This window comes from Aquirufa nivalisilvae (genome assembly GCF_004307455.1).
Taxonomy (GTDB): Bacteria; Bacteroidota; Bacteroidia; order Cytophagales; family Spirosomataceae; genus Aquirufa; species Aquirufa nivalisilvae.
In genome coordinates this window covers 235,085-251,690 of sequence record NZ_SEWX01000008.1, presented here as the reverse complement: position 1 = coordinate 251,690, position 16,606 = coordinate 235,085, and the positions used below count along the sequence as shown (strand labels likewise).

Here is a 16,606-nt window from a genome sequence, read left to right as displayed (position 1 = left end):
TCAATCAAAGATTGACCCGTTTGTGAATAATATCATTAACCTACAAAAATCTTATTGACCCATTTGCATACCATCTTGGTTCTGATTGTTGTTTTTCTTCATGCTGCTCATGTTAAATTGTCCAAAACGGATAGACAAAGTAAGACGAATCATTTGAGGGTTAGACAATCGATAGTATTTCTGAGTAAATCCTTCGCCATAAGAGTATCTTGTGTTTCCTCTTGTTCTGAAGATATCATTAGCAGCTAAGGTCAAGGAAGCTAAATCGTTTTTCAAGAATGTTTTCTTGATAGCTAAATCAACTCCATAGAATGGTTCAATGTATCCTTGAGATGAGCTTTGTGCTTGTCCCATAGGTCCACCACCGCCACCACCTTGTCCTTGGTTTTGTGTAATTGGCATATTAGTTTTTCCTTGATAATCCATCGAAAGTTGGATAGACCATTTTTTAGGAAGTTGGAAGGTATTGTTGATTTTACCAAATACAGTCCAAAGACCATCTGTTACCTGAGCTTTATCAATGTTAGCTGTATTGATTTTAGAATTATACATGTTCACATTGGCTGTTAAGTCCCACCAGTTTTGAAGTTTATTCGTGTAAGTTCCTTCAATACCATAGTTGATACTTGAATTGGCATTTACAAATGTGTTGATTAAATCCAATTTACCACTGATCGGGTTGATTTCTTGACTTAAATAACGAGTAATCAAGTTATCTGTATACTTATAGTACCCAGACAATAAGAAAGTAGCTGAACCTTTTGTTTTGCTGTAAGAAAGTTCTCCCGAAGTAGTAAATTCTGGCACTAGGTTGGCATTTCCTCTGGTGATATTTAAACTGTCGCTATAGTCGACAAATGGAATTATCTGGAAGAAATTGGGACGGCTAACACGACGGGTGATACTTAATTGTAGCTGATCGGTTGGAGTTAAATCTTTTTTCAAGAAGATGGAAGGGAATAAGCTTAAAGGATAGCTATTGCTGAAAGTTTGATTGGTATTCAACAATTTTCCATCATAACTAGAGCTCTCTGCACGTAAACCAATTTTATAAGAAATTTTGTTAGCTGTTTTTCCAGAAACGGATACATAAGCAGCATATACATTGTTTTTGTTTTCATAATTGGTAGATGCAGATGGGATGGCTTTGTACACGTCAGAACCTACAGCTTTCAAGGTATTGTTATTTTCATTTACCAATTCAAAAAGCTGAGCTCTTACTCCCATTTCAATATTGCCATCATTCTTCAAAGGCTTCACATAATCCGTTTGGAAAGTCATGAAGTTATTACTTCCAGATCCAATGTTTTTCTGAATTTGAGTACCAGTGATATTACCGTTATTCAAATAGTGAGTAGTATATGTAGCATCGTTTTTGTTAGTACCTCCAAAATAGTTGAAGTCCATGCTCAATTCTTCACCAGCTTTCGGATATGTGTGTTTGAATCCTAGTTGTAAACCACTAGGGTTAAATTCTCTAGATGATTCAGATAAACGATTGCTAAATGTGGTAAAGTTGTTTACTGTACTAGTGATTTTGATATCTTCTGTAGGTGAAAACTTTCCACCACCACCAAAGAATCCAGCTAATGTTAACGTAGTTCTGTTTGTGGCAGCATAGTCAACACTGAAACGAGGGAAAAACATCGACCCTTTGTTTTTACTATTGATATCTTGGTAAACACTTGACTCAACTCCACCAATGTTACTACTTCTTTGGCTGTTTCCTTCGGTATTGTTTCTCATGTTCATTTTCATGCCCATCAAAGTCAAGCTCCATTTATTTTGTTGATAACTGAAGTTACCCATGATGCTAGAACCACCAAAACGGTCTGCACTCAAATTCAACATACCATTGTAACCATTCTTTTTGTTTTTCTTCAATATAATATTGATGATGCCCGCCATACTACCAGAAGCATCGTATTTAGCAGATGGGTTGGTAATAACTTCCACTTTTTCAATGATGTCTGCAGGGATTTGATCCATACTTAAACTAGTAGGTCTTCCATCAATAAATAAAGTAGGACTGGCATTTCTAACTTTAACGTTTCCATCGATATCTACTTGAACGGATGGAATATTTCTCATTACGTCTACCGCAGTACCACCTGACGTTACTAAGTTTTGACCTACATTGAATGACTTTTTATCAATGTCCATTTCCAACAAGGCTTTTGTAGAAGTAACGACTACAGCTTCTAATTCTTTAGAATCAGATAATAATTTGATGTTTCCTAAATCTTTTTCAAATGCGGCCATCATTTTTGCCATAACAGCTGGATCAGGTGCTTGTCCAGGTTTTGGAGCAGAGCTTGGATCCATTTTAGGCATTTCAAATTGAACGGGAGCTTCGTAATTTTTATACCCAACAAAACTGATTTTCAATTTTAGACGAACATTCACTGGAATTTCCTTGAAGTTGAAATCTCCGTTAAGTTCAGCTTGTTGAGCTTTTACTAAAATGTCTTTGTTTTGTTTTGTAGCAGGATCTAATACGGTCTTAAGCAATACCACAGATGCAAATTCCACGGGTTTACCTTGCTCATCGACTACCTTACCGAAAATATGGCCACGATTAAAATTGGGAGCACTGTTTCCGCCGGCACCTGCAGGTCCTTGTGCGAAACTGAAAAAAGAGATCAGTGCAATGATGGATGTTAAAATGTAGTTTTTCATGGGTTGATTGTTAAACTGTTTTGTCTACCTAGAAGGGCTGCAATAATTCAAAATCTGGGTAGAACGGGTATTAATTTTTTAAAATTTCAATGAGTAAATGGGTTGATAATTTTATTTAGGGTTTAATCGGTGGTTGTCTTCTTAATAAATGTATCGCAAAGGTACATTGGGCTTCCAGGTTTGAATTTTTATTCTTCGCAGCTGGGAAATGTATAGATGAAAGATGAAATTGTTGAGAAAAGAAAATGTCATTTGAGAACGAAAAATTGGATTTGTACTAATTTGATATTTAAAATTTAATTTAATTTTTACAGTTTCTTTACGCTGTTTCCATCAGTCATTCTGATCAACACATGGTAATAATAGTCATGCTCATGTGCCTTTGGGATAGCAAAGGTAGGAATGAAAAATTGAACAATTTACTTAAGGTCTAAAATTGTGTCCAGTGGTTTTTATGGAATGTAAGTACTTTGATTTCTTATTTGGAAAGTATAAAAAGGCCTTATTTTAATTTTTTTAGAGATTTTTCACAAGTTGACTAACAAAAGGTTGTCAAAGTGAAAATCTAATTTGGCTATATTAGATCTTGTTCTTATTAGTAAAGGAATTGGATATTATCGAGAGGGCCTAGCTGGGTTGTTCGTAGATTAAAATGAAACTTTCGTCGCAATTGTGTAGGTAATTAACAAGTCTTAACATGAATTAATTTGAAATATTGAAGATAAGCTAGACTTTGAATAGTTATAGTTAATACTTGTTAATTTATTAGATTAAGTATTCAGTTTTTGAAAGATCTGATGTCGTAAATTGTCTAGCTTATTTTGAAGATGGTCCTGTATTTATCTCAGTACAGGACAATAATTTTGAAATATATTTGCGAAATTTACATAAGTGTCGATACGTTCAATGGTAGATTATAACTACTAAGTTTTATTTACTTTCAAGAATTTTCTGAGGCAGAAATGTCTACCTGAATAATCGTTTAGGGTGCCGTAATTGACCCGAAATTTATAAACCCGAATCCTGTTAATTATCAGGACTCGTTTTTTAATGAGGAAACAGAGTAAAAAGAAATATTTATTGGTGTTGGGTCGAGAAGCTCTGGACAGAGATAGTTATTTATATCAGGAGATTTTAGGGAATTTGCAGTTAGGCGGATTTGAAGTAGTTTTTGATCCGATGGATCGAATTCGATTTGCTTTCATGCGAAGGCTAGGTTCTGAGAATATGTTGATCAATCGTATTTTTCTGCCGCTTTTTCGTGCTATGTATGTTGTCTTGGTTCAGCGGCAATGGGTCGATTTCCTGTTATTTATCATGAATCGTATTTCGAGTTTAGAATTTAGGACGAGGGTGGTGGCAAAATACATTGCTGGAATAGCTCCTCATACATCTCATTTAGTTGTTTTAGCAAGGTCAGCAGGCTCTATTGTCATTAGTAGTATAGCCAATCAGATAGCAGTTGATCATATCATTTGTTTAGGGTATCCATTTAAACATCCAGAAGATGGAGATGCGGCATTTCGTACGGAGCATTTGGCTTGGGTAGAAAAACCTATGATGATATTTCAAGGAGAAAGAGATTCCTATGGAGGAAGAGAAGTCGCTAATCAATATACCTTATCTTCCCATATTCAATTGTCATTTATCGACGTTGATCACGATTTCCTCTTAAATGAAAGTGATTTGCTCCTAGTTAAATCAGAAATTGAAAAAGTCTTAATGTCAAAGCAATAGATAAAAGGTTTTGATTAAACGGTTTTTACGTATATATGTAATCGTTCATTATTTCATAGAATTTATTTATCTTTTTGAATATAAAGTATGAAGTAATTATATATTTTGATGGAGATATAAATGGGATTTATTTTGACAAAGAAGAATCCTTTAAATCTTACTACCCGAGGCTTATTGTTAATTTAGCTATGTTTTTATCAAAACTTTAAAAGTTTTAGTAAACTCAGAAGTAATGCATCCTTTGACTATTTCGTCGAAGGATTTTTTGTTTTTAAGTTCGGAGGTTGTTTCTACTAAGCTTATAAATCTTCGGTATAAATATTGTTATCATTTTTTTGCGAAACCGAACGGTTGCTTATATATTTGCAAACGAACGGTGTCAAATAAAATTTGTTAGATGAGAAGAGATATTTTTCAGGCAATTGCAGATCCAACAAGAAGGGCTATTCTTACTTTAATTGCTTTGCAGGCTATGACACCAAATGCAATAGCCGAAAATTTTAATACGACTAGGCAAGCTGTTTCCAAGCATTTACGTATACTGAGCGAATGTGAATTAGTTAAACAGGAACATCAAGGAAGAGAAATTTATTATTCTTTGGAAGTATATAAAATGAAAGAGGTAGATCAGTGGCTGGAGCAGTTTAGGGCAATCTGGGAAATCCAGTTTAATCAACTGGATGAGTTGTTAGAAAAAATGAAAACGCAGGCTTAAAAATTTAACAAAATGGAAACGAACTTATTATTTGAATTTACGGTCAATAAACCTGAAAAAACGGTTTACATCACGAGGGAATTTGCCGCTGAACTTCCATTGGTATGGGATGCCTTCACTAAAAAAGAGCTATTAGATCAATGGGTGGCACCCAAGCCGTGGTCGGCCAAAACGAAATATATGAACTTTGAAGTTGGAGGACGTAGATTTTATGCCATGGTAAGTCCAGAAGGGCTAGAAAGGTGGTCGATACAAGAATATACGTCTATTACTCCAAAAACTAATTTTAAGATGTACAATACCTTTGCTGATGCAGAAGAAAACCAGGAATTACCTGGATCAGCATGGGAGTATAACTTTAGTGAGCAAAATGGCATGACTAAAGTCCATATCACCATTGTGAATGAATCGCTTACTCGTTTTGAAAAGATGATTGAGATGGGATTTGAGTTAGGCTTTAAAATGAGTATTGATAACTTGGAGCAATTGTTAGCATCGTTATTGAATAAATGAACTTAGATTTTTTTAAATTCCATTTATCGTTTGCCATTCACCATTTACCATTAAAAAAGGAACCCATCAGGTTCCTTTTGATTTGTGCCCCCGGAAGGAATCGAGTCGAACGCGACCCCGGACTCATCATAGGTACCGGAAACCTACATGAATTTAAAATGCAGGTTTATTAAGTTCAATAGCCATATTTGGGTCTTTTTAAGTAGGGAAATGGTGATTTTTGAATGTTTTGTTTCTCAATATCAGAAAGTATTAGACATAAAAAAGGACATCTCTCGTTGAAATGTCCTATTGCTTGACTGATTGGTCAATTTGTGACCCCGGAAGGAATCGAACCTTCATATTAGGTACCGGAAACCTACATTCTATCCATTGAACTACGGAGCCAAAGGGCCAAAATTACGAAAACTTCTCCAACTGTTTGACAAGCACTCCGAAATCTTTCGGATAGGGAGCTTCCACGGTAATTTGGCTGCCGTCAAGTAGATTGAAACTCAAACTGTGAGCATGTAAGGCCACACGACGTATCAATGGCAGCTCTTCTGTATCTTGTTTGAGATGAAACTTCTTTTTTAATTCTGACAAATAAATATCCTTGCCTCCATACATGGCATCCGCCACAATCGGAGCTTTTAAGCAAGCCAAATGTATTCGAATCTGATGCATACGTCCTGTAATAGGCATACATTCTACCAGAGTATAATTCTTGAACACTTTCAAAGTCTGAAACCAAGTTTCGGCATGTTTGCCCTTTGCGCGGTCTATCACCACGATTCCATCTTTCAGTGGAAGAATTGGTAAGTTGACCAACATGCCATCCCAATCATGCATACCTTCTACCACAGCATGGTAGCGCTTTGCCGTTTCCCGATGCTCAAATTGCATAGAAATATGTCGATATGCCTCTGGATTTTTAGCTATCACTAGGGCGCCAGAGGTCTCTTTATCCAATCGATGTCCTACTTGTGCATCATCTGAATAGGCCTTGGCCAATCGTAAGATATTGGGAGCAAACACATCCTTGCGCTCATCCAACGTGGCAATTCCAGAGGGTTTATTGATAACAAAAAAATCGCTGTTTTCGAAAAGGATAGCGTCCTCTATTTTCCATTTCATAGACAAATTTAGTTCGGTAGGCTAATTTTTCCTAAACTTAACCATGGGGAATCCCCTAGTCGTCTATTGGGAGTTACTTGATCATCCATCAATGTCTCATTGGCTAATAAAGCAAAAAGCACCGCTTCTTTGGCTTCCGAGGCAATCCCTAAATGATCACTTTCGGTCACTTGCATGTTGGGGTTAATCTTGGCCAGTCGTTCCATTAATAGTGGATTTTTACTTCCTCCGCCACTAACAATCAATTGACAATCTGTCGTACGAATTGCGGGAATATAACTTTGCATAGCTTGAGAGATGCTTTGAGCGGTTAATTCTGTCAAGGTTCTCAAAGTATCTACTGGGGTCAAAGAATAAGCGTTTTCTTGGATAACTTGATTTAATAATTCTAGATTGAAATATTCAGGTCCTGTGCTTTTTGGAAAAGCCTCATAAAAAAACGGTAAATTCAACATGGAGTCCAACAAAGGAAGATGCAAAATACCCTGTTTAGCTAATCTAGCATCTTTATCATAATTAAATCCAGGAAAATGTTGGCGTACATATGCATCCAATAAGGTATTGCCTGGCCCAGTGTCAGTTACTAAAATATCTTTGGGATCTTGACTGGCTGATAAATAGGTGAAATTTCCTATGCCACCAATATTCAATAAAATACGATGTTCTCCTTTTTTAGAAAATAAAAAATAATCCCCATACACTGCCAAAGGAGCTCCTTCGCCGCCACCAGCGATATGTTTTTGTCGGAAATCGGATAAAGTAATGATCCCTGTCAAATGAGCAATATGATCTCCATCGCCAATTTGTAAAGTAGAGTTGGGTAAATTCCCGGAACGGATTGGGCGATGCATTACTGTCTGACCATGAGAGGCAATAGCATCTACTTCATTTGGAGCAATTCCCCAGCTTTGTAAACTATCTAAAATATATTGGGCATGTAATCGACCAATTTGTGCATTCAAGGTAGATAAACTCGGAAAATAGATTTGTTCCTTGGCAAATACTTCACGAATGTACTGTTTGAAATCCTCAGGATAGGGAATGGTTTGGTGTTTGATTAGTTCCACCTGAGTATTTAATCCATAACCACTAAACCGACAAAGCGCTAAATCCAAACCATCTAAGGAAGTTCCAGACATCAAACCTAAAATCAAACGATTAGGTTGTTGGGAAATCCGATACAGCTGTGCGATTTGTGGGTTCAATTTCTACGGATGGTTTAAAATAGATGGGCAGGTTATTCTATGAATGGGTCTACATGGGAACTTAGATTTGACATGTAGATTTGACAACTTTTCAAAAGTTGTCAAATCTCAAGCGAAGTTACAAAAAAACAGCCTTTCCTTTTGATATTAATTATCAGGCAAGTGATAATTAATTGATAATTACAGCACCTGATTTCGTATATTTGTATCATTTTTAAACAATTTGACATTCATGGCTTTAGATGTAATTATTGTTGGAGGAGGTATCGTTGGTTTGGCAACAGCTCAACGATTATTAGAAGCAAAACCCGATTTGCAAATCGCCCTATTTGAAAAGGAAAATATGGTTTCTCTACATCAAACTGGGAATAACTCGGGTGTTATCCATTCTGGATTGTATTATAAACCAGGTTCTCTAAAAGCCAAAAACTGTATTGAAGGCTATCATCAATTAATTGCTTTCTGTGAGCAAGAATCCATTCCATTTGAATTGACAGGAAAGATTGTGGTGGCAAGTAATCACGAACAAAGAAGTCAGTTAGAAAATTTATATCAAAGAGGTCAACAAAACGGTTTGGAAGGTTTAAAGAAACTTTCTTTGGCTGAAATGCAAGAATATGAACCTTATGTGACCGGTGTAGAGGGGATGTGGGTACCGCAAACTGGGATTGTAGATTACCGAGTGGTTGCGGCTAAATTGGCCGAAAAAATCCAACAAGCTGGTTGTACCATACATTTAAACGAACAAGTGATCGGTATTACTAAAGGAATTAGTTATTCCATCGTCGAGACGGTCAAAGGGGTATATGAAACCAAATTGATCATTAATTGTGCCGGACTATATTCGGATGAAGTGGCCCAATTATCTCAAAGAGAGCCATTGGATGTGCGGATTGTGCCATTTAGAGGGGAATATTTCAAGTTGAGAAAAGAGAAAGAGTATTTAGTTAAAAACTTGATCTACCCCGTACCGGATCCTAATTTCCCGTTTTTGGGTGTGCACTTCACACGCATGATGCGCGGAGGTGTGGAGGCGGGACCTAATGCTGTTTTGGCCTTTAAAAAAGAAGGGTACAAGAAATTGGGAGTAGATTTCAAAGAACTTTGGAATACATTAACCTGGCCAGGCTTTCAGAAAGTGGCTACTAAATATTGGGAAACTGGTTTGGGCGAAATGTACCGAAGCTTCTCTAAAGAAGCCTTTACTAAAGCCTTACAAGTGTTAATTCCTGAAATTCAAGAGCAAGATTTAGTGGAAGGTGGAGCAGGTGTGCGCGCCCAAGCTTGCGATCGTAATGGTGGTTTATTGGATGATTTCTCCATCATTGAAGACGCAAAAATTATCAATATTTTAAATGCACCTAGTCCAGCTGCTACTTCTTCATTGTCTATTGGTAAAACAGTGGCAGGTATGGCTTTAACTAGATTTTAACAATTTTATGGGCTTAGGGAACCCCAATTCACTTGAACACGTTCAAGAATTTTACCTTCACCATTAGACGACTCCCCATGAAATTATTATTTACCTATTTAAGTCATTATCGTTGGCGTGTAGTAGGAGCTTTAGCTCTAGCTGCAACCAATCAGATTTTTTCCTTGATGGACCCCTACATTTTCAGGAAAATCATTGATGATGTTGCTGCTGTATATCGATCGAATACGCATACCATGGACCAATTTATTCAGGCTATTTGGCCTTTGGCATTGGCATCTGTTGGTGTGGCATTCGTCTCTAGAGTGGCCAAAAATTTTCAAGATTATGTCATCAATACCGTCACTCAAAAGGTAGGTGCCAACCTCTATTCGGATGGCATTCGACATTCGTTAGAGCTACCATATGAAACATTTGAAGATCAACGGTCGGGAGAAACCTTAGGCAAATTGCAAAAAGTACGTATTGACGTCGAGAAGTTAATCACAGTAGGTATTAATATTCTTTTCCAATCGGTCATAGCGCTCATTTTCATTTCGGTATATGCTTTTTCAGTACATTGGATGATTTTGCCCTTGTTTTTACTGACAGGGCCACTAATCGCTTTTGTTTCTTCTGTATTAAGTAGAAAAATTAAGACCATTCAGATTCAAATTGTTAAAGAATCTACAGCCTTAGCCGGATCCACGACTGAATCGCTTCGAAACATAGAATTAGTAAAATCCTTAGGGTTGGCAGACCAGGAAATACGTCATTTGAATGCCACTACGGAGAAAATCTTATTGTTAGAGCTTAAGAAAGTGCGTTATGTACGTTCTATGGCTTTTGTTCAAGGTACATGCGTGAACTTATTACGCATGTTGATGGTCGTGGTGTTGATTTATTTGATTTACCAAGGTCAAATCACCATTGGTCAGTTTTATTCTTTAAATATCTATTCTTTCTTCCTATTCAATCCATTACAAGAGATTGGTAATGTGGTGAATACCTATCGTGAAGCGGAAGTGTCTTTGCAAAATTTTGAACAAATTTTGAATATTCCTGTAGAGAAGAAGCCAGATAATCCTAAAGCCATTGCTTCGATTCAAACTTTGCAATTTGATCAGGTTAGTTTCCAGCATCAATCAGCCAATTCCGAAGCTTTGAATAACATCAGTTTTGATGTGAAAGGGGGAGAAACCATCGCCTTTGTAGGTCCATCTGGCGCAGGAAAATCCACCTTAGTGAAATTATTGGTGGGTTTATATCGTCCCAAAAAAGGAAAAGTATTTTACAATGGAGAGGAAGGGGAACACATTGATTTTGATCAATTAAGAAAGAAGATTGGATTTGTGACACAGGATACACAATTGTTCTCAGGTTCGATTCGTGAAAATTTATTGTTTGTTAATCCCAATGCCACCGATGCCCATTGCCTAGAGGTATTGGAAAAAGCAGCTTGCCAAACATTGTTAGCTCGGGCCGACAAAGGTTTGGATACCTTAATTGGAGAGGGCGGGGTCAAAGTGTCTGGAGGAGAAAAGCAACGCTTGAGTATTGCAAGGGCTTTATTACGTGACCCCAATTTATTGGTGTTTGATGAAGCAACCTCAGCATTGGATTCCTTGACTGAAGAAGAAATATCTGAAACTATCCGAGCCATTTCTCAAGAAGCAGAACATTTAACTATTTTGATTGCTCACCGATTATCGACCATCATGCATGCTACCCGAATTTATGTGTTGGAAAAAGGACGCATTGTTGAGCAAGGTTCTCATGAGCAGCTAATTGAAAGCAAAGGTTTGTACTATGCCATGTGGCGTCAGCAAGTTGGAGAAAACAAATCCAGCGAAAGCTTGTAAGAAACCTTTAAAAAATTTTGCAATTCCTTGATTACCCATACATTATTTGGGAATCTTTTGTTTCGAACAAATAGGATTGTGTATATTTGTTGTTTGAAAAAATTTCATACCAAAAGACTATGTCATTAAATAAATTCTCCAAAACTCTTACTCAAGAGATAACAAACCCTGCAGCTAAGGCTATGTTGTATGGAATCGGATTAACTTCTGAGGACATGCAAAAAGCACAAATTGGAATTGCTAGTACAGGTTATGAAGGTAACCCATGTAACATGCATTTAAATGGTTTGTCGGTCCATGTGAAAAAAGGAATTCAGGAGAACGGCATGGTGGGTTTGATTTTTCATACCATTGGTGTGTCTGACGGAATGACTAATGGAAACGATGGAATGAGCTATTCATTGCCATCTCGAGATATCATTGCTGATTCCATTGAAAATGTAGTGGGTGCGCAGTGGTATGACGGAGTAATTGCTGTGGTTGGATGTGATAAGAATATGCCTGGAGCTATGATGGCTTTGGCACGTTTGAACCGTCCAGGCATGTTGGTTTATGGAGGAACCATTAAATCGGGTTTATATAAAGGAGAGAAATTAGATATTGTTTCAGCTTTCGAAGCATTAGGTAAGAAATTTGCTGGAAACATTTCAGATGAGGATTATGAAGGAGTAATTCGTAATTCTATCCCTGGTCCAGGTGCTTGTGGTGGTATGTACACAGCGAACACCATGGCTTCTTCTATGGAGGCAATGGGTTTAGTATTGCCTAATTCATCTACTTATCCAGCTACCCACGAAGGCAAAAAAGAAGAATGTTTAGCTATTGGTGCGGCAATGAAAGTCTTGTTGGAGAAAAATATTTGTCCACGTGATATCATGACACGCCACGCCTTTGAAAATGCGATGACAGTGGTGATGGCATTAGGAGGATCTACCAATGCTGTTTTACATTATTTGGCGATTGCTCATTCAGCAGGAATTAAATTTACCTTGAAAGATATTCAAGATATTTCGGACAGGACTCCATTGTTAGCGGATTTGAAACCTTCTGGTAAATATTACATGGAAGATGTATTGGCTATCGGCGGTATGCCAGCTATTTTGAAATATTTGTGGCAAGAAGGCTTCTTACATGGAGAGTGTTTGACTGTGACTGGTAAAACCATGGCAGAGAATTTAGCTGATGCTCCAGATTTGAATTTTGAAACACAAAAAATTATTTATCCGGTAGCTACACCAATAAAAGCTACAGGTCACTTACAAATATTATATGGCAATTTAGCTACGGAAGGTGCTGTAGCTAAGATTACAGGAAAAGAAGGAGAGCGTTTTGAAGGTACAGCTAAGGTGTGTGAGCGCGAAGAAGAGGTAATCGAGTTTATTTCTAAAGGAGAAATTAAGCCAGGTCATGTGGTCGTTATTCGAAATGAAGGACCCAAAGGTGGCCCTGGGATGCCAGAAATGTTAAAACCAACTTCTGCTTTGATGGGAGCAGGTTTAGGAAATAGTGTGGCGATGATTACGGATGGACGTTTCTCAGGAGGAACGCACGGTTTCGTCGTAGGTCACGTGACGCCAGAGGCGCAAGAAGGAGGAAATATTGGATTGGTTAAGGACGGAGATAAAATTACGATCGATGCGGTAGATAATCAGATTATCTTACACGTATCCGATGAAGAATTGGCTGAACGCCGTAAGTTGTGGAAGCCATTGGTTTCGGAACATACTTCAGGAGTTTTGAGAAAATACATCAAAAATGTGTCATCAGCCAGCTTAGGTTGTGTCACTGATTTGTAAAAAATGACCAATTCAATTTTTTTCTAAATGCGTATGACTTAAATTAGTCGAACCGTTTAACTGAAACAAAATAAAGACCTACTGTTATCATGGGAAAAACCCAAATAGAAGCTACTCAACCCACAACAACTCAATCCTCAAATTTTAAAACTGGGGCTCAAGCGGTTATGCAATCGTTGGTAGAGCAGGGGGTGAGTACTATTTTCGGATATCCAGGTGGAGCTATCATGCCTACCTATGATGCTTTATTTGATTATCGTGATCAATTGAAGCATATTTTGGTGCGTCACGAACAAGGTGCTGGCCATGCTGCACAAGGTTATGCGCGTATGCTAAATAAGGCAGGTGTTTGTTTGGTAACTTCAGGCCCTGGAGCTACTAATTTAATAACACCTATTGCCGATGCGATGTTGGATTCTACTCCTTTGGTATGTATAGTAGGTCAAGTGAAAGCTAATCTATTAGGTACAGACGCATTTCAAGAGTGTGATGTCATCGGTATGTCCATGCCCATCACCAAGTGGAATTATCAAATTGTTGATCCCAATGAGATTCCTGAAATTATTGCCAAAGCATTTTATATTGCAGAAACAGGAAGACCAGGTCCCGTATTAATTGAAATAACACGTTCTGCTCAAGCAGAAATGATGTCGATTCCATTTAAATACCAGAAATGTGAATCGATTATATCTTACAAGCCAAGATTAGAACCTAAAGAAGAGCATGTGGAGGCGGCAGCTAAATTGATTAATGGAGCTAAACGCCCTTATATTTTGGCTGGACATGGTGTATTAATCTCTCAGGCTGAAAATGAATTAAAGGAATTTGTTGAGAAAACAGGCATTCCAGTAGCAACAACCTTGTTAGGTATGTCAGCCATGGATGCTGATCATCCACTTTTTGTAGGATGGCCGGGTATGCATGGTAATTATGGAGCCAATGTCTTGACCAATTCTTGTGATGTATTGATTGCCATTGGAATGCGTTTTGATGACCGTATCACGGGTGATTTAAGTACCTATGCCAAACAAGCTAAAGTCGTACATATCGAGGTAGACCCTAGTGAGATAGATAAGAATGTGAAAGCGGATGCACCCGTTGTAGGAGATGCCAAAGCAGCATTAAAAGCCTTATTACCTTTGGTAAAGAAAGCTGATCATACTGAGTGGAGAGCTGAGTTTAAGAAGTATGATGATGAAGAGTATGAGAAGATTACCAAGAAAGATTTATATCATGAAGGTAATCAAATCAAAATGGGAGAGGCGGTAGCTTTATTATCTGATAAGACCAAAGGAGAAGCGGTAGTTGTAACCGATGTAGGTCAACATCAGATGATTACCAACCGTTATTACCGTTTCAAAAAGCATAATTCCATTGTAACAAGTGGAGGTGCTGGAACCATGGGCTTTGCCTTGCCAGCTTCCTTTGGAGCCAAAGTGGCTGTTCCAGAGCGTGAAGTGATTGCCGTAATTGGAGATGGTGGATTCCAAATGACTTTGCAAGAGTTGGGTACGATTGCACAAAGTGGCTTACCTGTGAAGATCATTATTTTGAATAATAATTTTTTAGGCATGGTTCGCCAGTGGCAGTCGATGTTCTTTGATAATCGCTATTCATTTGTTGAACTACAAAATCCTGATTTTATTACGATCGCTAAAGGATTTGGAATAGAAGGACATACCGTAAGTGATCGGAATAATTTAGGGGAATCTTTAGATACTTTGTTGAATTCTAAAAAGCCTTATTTATTAGAGATTATTTGTGAGAAAGAAGAGAATGTATTTCCTATGGTACCTGCGGGTGCTTGTGTGACTAAAGTAATGCTTGAGTAGAAATTATATGTTAACAACTTACACTATATCGGTATTTACCACCAACACGATTGGTTTATTGAATCGTATCACGATCATATTCACGCGCAGAAGACTGAATATAGAGTGTTTGACCGTTTCAGAAACTGAGCGTAAAGGAGTATCTCGTTTTACCATTGTTATTCGCAATGAAAATCGGGAGATTGTTGAAAAATTGGTTCGTCAAATACGAAAGATTACGGATGTATTGGCGGTATTTGGTTATTTAGACGATGAAATTGTGTTCAATGAAATCGCCTTATTCAAAATAGCTACGCCATTAGGATCACCAGCTTTGGATGTCAAAACCATTAATTTGGATTGGAATGCTAAAGTTGTTCACTGGGGTTTAGACTATGTAGTGGTAGAAAAAAACGGATCTGAAGAGGAAATCAATGAATTCTATGCTTATTTAAAGCAATGGGAAATATTGGAATATATCAAATCGGGCCGTGTAGCTGTTGGTAAAACAGAAAAAGGATTAGTGGAGTATTTACCGGAAGGTAACTGGGAAATTGTATAAAATTTGAAAGTATAATAGATTAATTAGAAAAGAATATAAATTAAACAAAAACGAAAATGGCAAAGATTAATTTCGGTGGGGTTGTTGAAGATGTAGTAACAAGAGAAGAGTTTCCATTAGAGAAAGCTAGACAAGTATTGGCTGATCAAACAATCGCAGTTATTGGTTATGGAGTACAAGGTCCAGGTCAAGCATTGAACATGAAAGACAATGGTCTGAATGTGATTGTGGGTCAACGTAAAGGAAAAACCTATGATAAGGCTGTTGCTGACGGCTGGGTTCCAGGTGTAAACTTATTTGAAATTGAGGAAGCGCTTCAAAAAGGAACGATTATCTGTTATTTGCTTTCAGATGCGGCTCAAATTGAAATGTGGCCAACAGTGAAGAAATATTTGACTGCTGGTAAGTCATTGTACTTCTCTCATGGATTCGGTATTACTTACAAAGAGAAAACAGGAATTATTCCTCCAGCAGATGTGGATGTATTCTTAGCTGCACCTAAAGGTTCTGGTACTTCTCTTCGTCGTTTGTTCGTAGAAGGTAAAGGTTTGAACTCTTCATTTGCTGTATATCAAGATGCAACGGGTAAAGCTCGTGAGAAATGTATTGCGATGGCTATCGGAGTAGGTTCTGGTTATTTGTTTGAAACAGATTTCTATAAAGAAGTAACGTCTGACTTAACTGGAGAGCGTGGTACTTTAATGGGTGCTATCCAAGGAATTTTTGCTGCTCAGTATGAAGTATTACGTGAAAATGGTCACTCTCCTTCGGAAGCTTTCAATGAGACAGTAGAAGAATTGACTCAATCATTGATGCCATTGGTAGCTGAAAACGGAATGGATTGGATGTATGCCAATTGTTCTACTACAGCACAACGTGGTGCATTGGATTGGTGGAGACCATTCAAAGAGGCTACTAAGCCAGTATTTGAGAAATTGTATAATTCAGTAAAAACGCAAGCGGAGGCTGCTCGTTCAATTGATTTGAACTCACAACCAGATTACCGTGTGAAGTTAGAAGCAGAGTTAACTGAGTTACGTGAATCAGAAATGTGGAGAGCTGGTGCTGCGGTACGTAGCCTTCGTCCTGAGCGTAGCTAGTCAATTGATGTTAAATAAAAAAGGGGCAATTTATTGCCCCTTTTTTTATACCAAAAAATCAAAAAACGCTCACCTTTTTCTAACGCTGTCAAGGTTTCA

12 protein-coding genes and 1 tRNA gene are annotated in these 16,606 nt (G+C 37.6%); 9 read left to right on the top strand and 4 right to left on the bottom strand.

Annotated elements, in window-relative coordinates; all coding sequences use genetic code 11:
* Positions 1–51: 51 nt before the first annotated feature.
* On the bottom strand, positions 52–2,679 hold the full coding sequence (locus EWU22_RS12120; RefSeq protein WP_130925754.1) for an outer membrane beta-barrel family protein: 2,628 nt from the start codon (positions 2,677–2,679) through the stop codon (positions 52–54).
* A gap of 1,050 nt (positions 2,680–3,729) precedes the next feature.
* On the opposite strand from EWU22_RS12120, the gene EWU22_RS12115 reads away from it, so the two are divergent.
* The 3 genes from EWU22_RS12115 to EWU22_RS12105 all read left to right on the top strand — a co-directional run bounded on the left by EWU22_RS12115 (position 3,730) and on the right by EWU22_RS12105 (position 5,644).
* Positions 3,730–4,416 carry an alpha/beta family hydrolase gene (locus tag EWU22_RS12115; protein WP_130925753.1) on the top strand — a complete coding sequence of 229 codons (687 nt, stop codon included), beginning with the start codon at positions 3,730–3,732 and terminating at the stop codon, positions 4,414–4,416.
* Between the two features lie 397 nt (positions 4,417–4,813).
* Positions 4,814–5,131, top strand: a complete 318-nt coding sequence (locus tag EWU22_RS12110; protein WP_130925752.1) for an ArsR/SmtB family transcription factor — start codon at positions 4,814–4,816, stop codon at positions 5,129–5,131.
* Positions 5,132–5,143: 12 nt separating this feature from the next.
* Positions 5,144–5,644 carry an SRPBCC family protein gene (locus tag EWU22_RS12105; protein WP_130925751.1) on the top strand — a complete coding sequence of 167 codons (501 nt, stop codon included), beginning with the start codon at positions 5,144–5,146 and terminating at the stop codon, positions 5,642–5,644.
* A 315-nt stretch (positions 5,645–5,959) separates the two neighbouring features.
* Here EWU22_RS12105 and EWU22_RS12100 read toward each other — a convergent pair.
* The 3 genes from EWU22_RS12100 to EWU22_RS12090 form a co-directional block, all read right to left on the bottom strand.
* Positions 5,960–6,031: transfer RNA gene (locus EWU22_RS12100), tRNA-Arg, on the bottom strand.
* Positions 6,032–6,043: 12 nt separating this feature from the next.
* Positions 6,044–6,760, bottom strand: coding sequence for an RluA family pseudouridine synthase (locus EWU22_RS12095; protein ID WP_130925750.1), 717 nt, complete (start codon positions 6,758–6,760; stop codon positions 6,044–6,046).
* Positions 6,761–6,768: 8 nt separating this feature from the next.
* Positions 6,769–7,965: an anhydro-N-acetylmuramic acid kinase gene (locus tag EWU22_RS12090; protein WP_130925749.1), complete on the bottom strand. Its 1,197-nt coding sequence runs from the start codon at positions 7,963–7,965 to the stop codon at positions 6,769–6,771.
* 232 nt (positions 7,966–8,197) lie between these two features.
* Here EWU22_RS12090 and lhgO point away from each other — a divergent pair, with 232 nt between their 5' ends.
* The 6 genes from lhgO to ilvC all read left to right on the top strand — a co-directional run bounded on the left by lhgO (position 8,198) and on the right by ilvC (position 16,507).
* Complete coding sequence (gene lhgO / locus EWU22_RS12085; RefSeq protein ID WP_109323699.1) at positions 8,198–9,397, top strand: L-2-hydroxyglutarate oxidase; 1,200 nt, start codon at positions 8,198–8,200, stop codon at positions 9,395–9,397.
* A gap of 77 nt (positions 9,398–9,474) precedes the next feature.
* Complete coding sequence (locus EWU22_RS12080; RefSeq protein ID WP_109323698.1) at positions 9,475–11,238, top strand: ABC transporter ATP-binding protein; 1,764 nt, start codon at positions 9,475–9,477, stop codon at positions 11,236–11,238.
* A 119-nt stretch (positions 11,239–11,357) separates the two neighbouring features.
* Complete coding sequence (gene ilvD, locus EWU22_RS12075; RefSeq protein ID WP_109323697.1) at positions 11,358–13,034, top strand: dihydroxy-acid dehydratase; 1,677 nt, start codon at positions 11,358–11,360, stop codon at positions 13,032–13,034.
* Between the two features lie 89 nt (positions 13,035–13,123).
* Positions 13,124–14,866 (top strand): biosynthetic-type acetolactate synthase large subunit, encoded by a 1,743-nt coding sequence (ilvB, locus tag EWU22_RS12070; protein WP_109323695.1) that lies wholly within the window; start codon positions 13,124–13,126, stop codon positions 14,864–14,866.
* Between the two features lie 7 nt (positions 14,867–14,873).
* Complete coding sequence (ilvN, locus tag EWU22_RS12065; RefSeq protein ID WP_109323693.1) at positions 14,874–15,407, top strand: acetolactate synthase small subunit; 534 nt, start codon at positions 14,874–14,876, stop codon at positions 15,405–15,407.
* A 56-nt stretch (positions 15,408–15,463) separates the two neighbouring features.
* Positions 15,464–16,507: a ketol-acid reductoisomerase gene (gene ilvC / locus EWU22_RS12060; protein ID WP_109323692.1), complete on the top strand. Its 1,044-nt coding sequence runs from the start codon at positions 15,464–15,466 to the stop codon at positions 16,505–16,507.
* Positions 16,508–16,606: the final 99 nt, after the last annotated feature.

Bases quoted from the DNA above. Each gene is read 5' to 3' on its own strand.
- EWU22_RS12120 (WP_130925754.1), bottom strand. From the start codon at position 2,679: ATGAAAAACTACATTTTAACATCCATCATTGCACTGATCTCTTTTTTC.
- EWU22_RS12115 (WP_130925753.1), top strand. From the start codon at position 3,730: ATGAGGAAACAGAGTAAAAAGAAATATTTATTGGTGTTGGGTCGAGAA.
- EWU22_RS12110 (WP_130925752.1), top strand. From the start codon at position 4,814: ATGAGAAGAGATATTTTTCAGGCAATTGCAGATCCAACAAGAAGGGCT.
- EWU22_RS12105 (WP_130925751.1), top strand. From the start codon at position 5,144: ATGGAAACGAACTTATTATTTGAATTTACGGTCAATAAACCTGAAAAA.
- EWU22_RS12095 (WP_130925750.1), bottom strand. From the start codon at position 6,760: ATGAAATGGAAAATAGAGGACGCTATCCTTTTCGAAAACAGCGATTTT.
- lhgO (WP_109323699.1), top strand. From the start codon at position 8,198: ATGGCTTTAGATGTAATTATTGTTGGAGGAGGTATCGTTGGTTTGGCA.
- EWU22_RS12080 (WP_109323698.1), top strand. From the start codon at position 9,475: ATGAAATTATTATTTACCTATTTAAGTCATTATCGTTGGCGTGTAGTA.
- ilvD (WP_109323697.1), top strand. From the start codon at position 11,358: ATGTCATTAAATAAATTCTCCAAAACTCTTACTCAAGAGATAACAAAC.
- ilvB (WP_109323695.1), top strand. From the start codon at position 13,124: ATGGGAAAAACCCAAATAGAAGCTACTCAACCCACAACAACTCAATCC.
- ilvN (WP_109323693.1), top strand. From the start codon at position 14,874: ATGTTAACAACTTACACTATATCGGTATTTACCACCAACACGATTGGT.
- ilvC (WP_109323692.1), top strand. From the start codon at position 15,464: ATGGCAAAGATTAATTTCGGTGGGGTTGTTGAAGATGTAGTAACAAGA.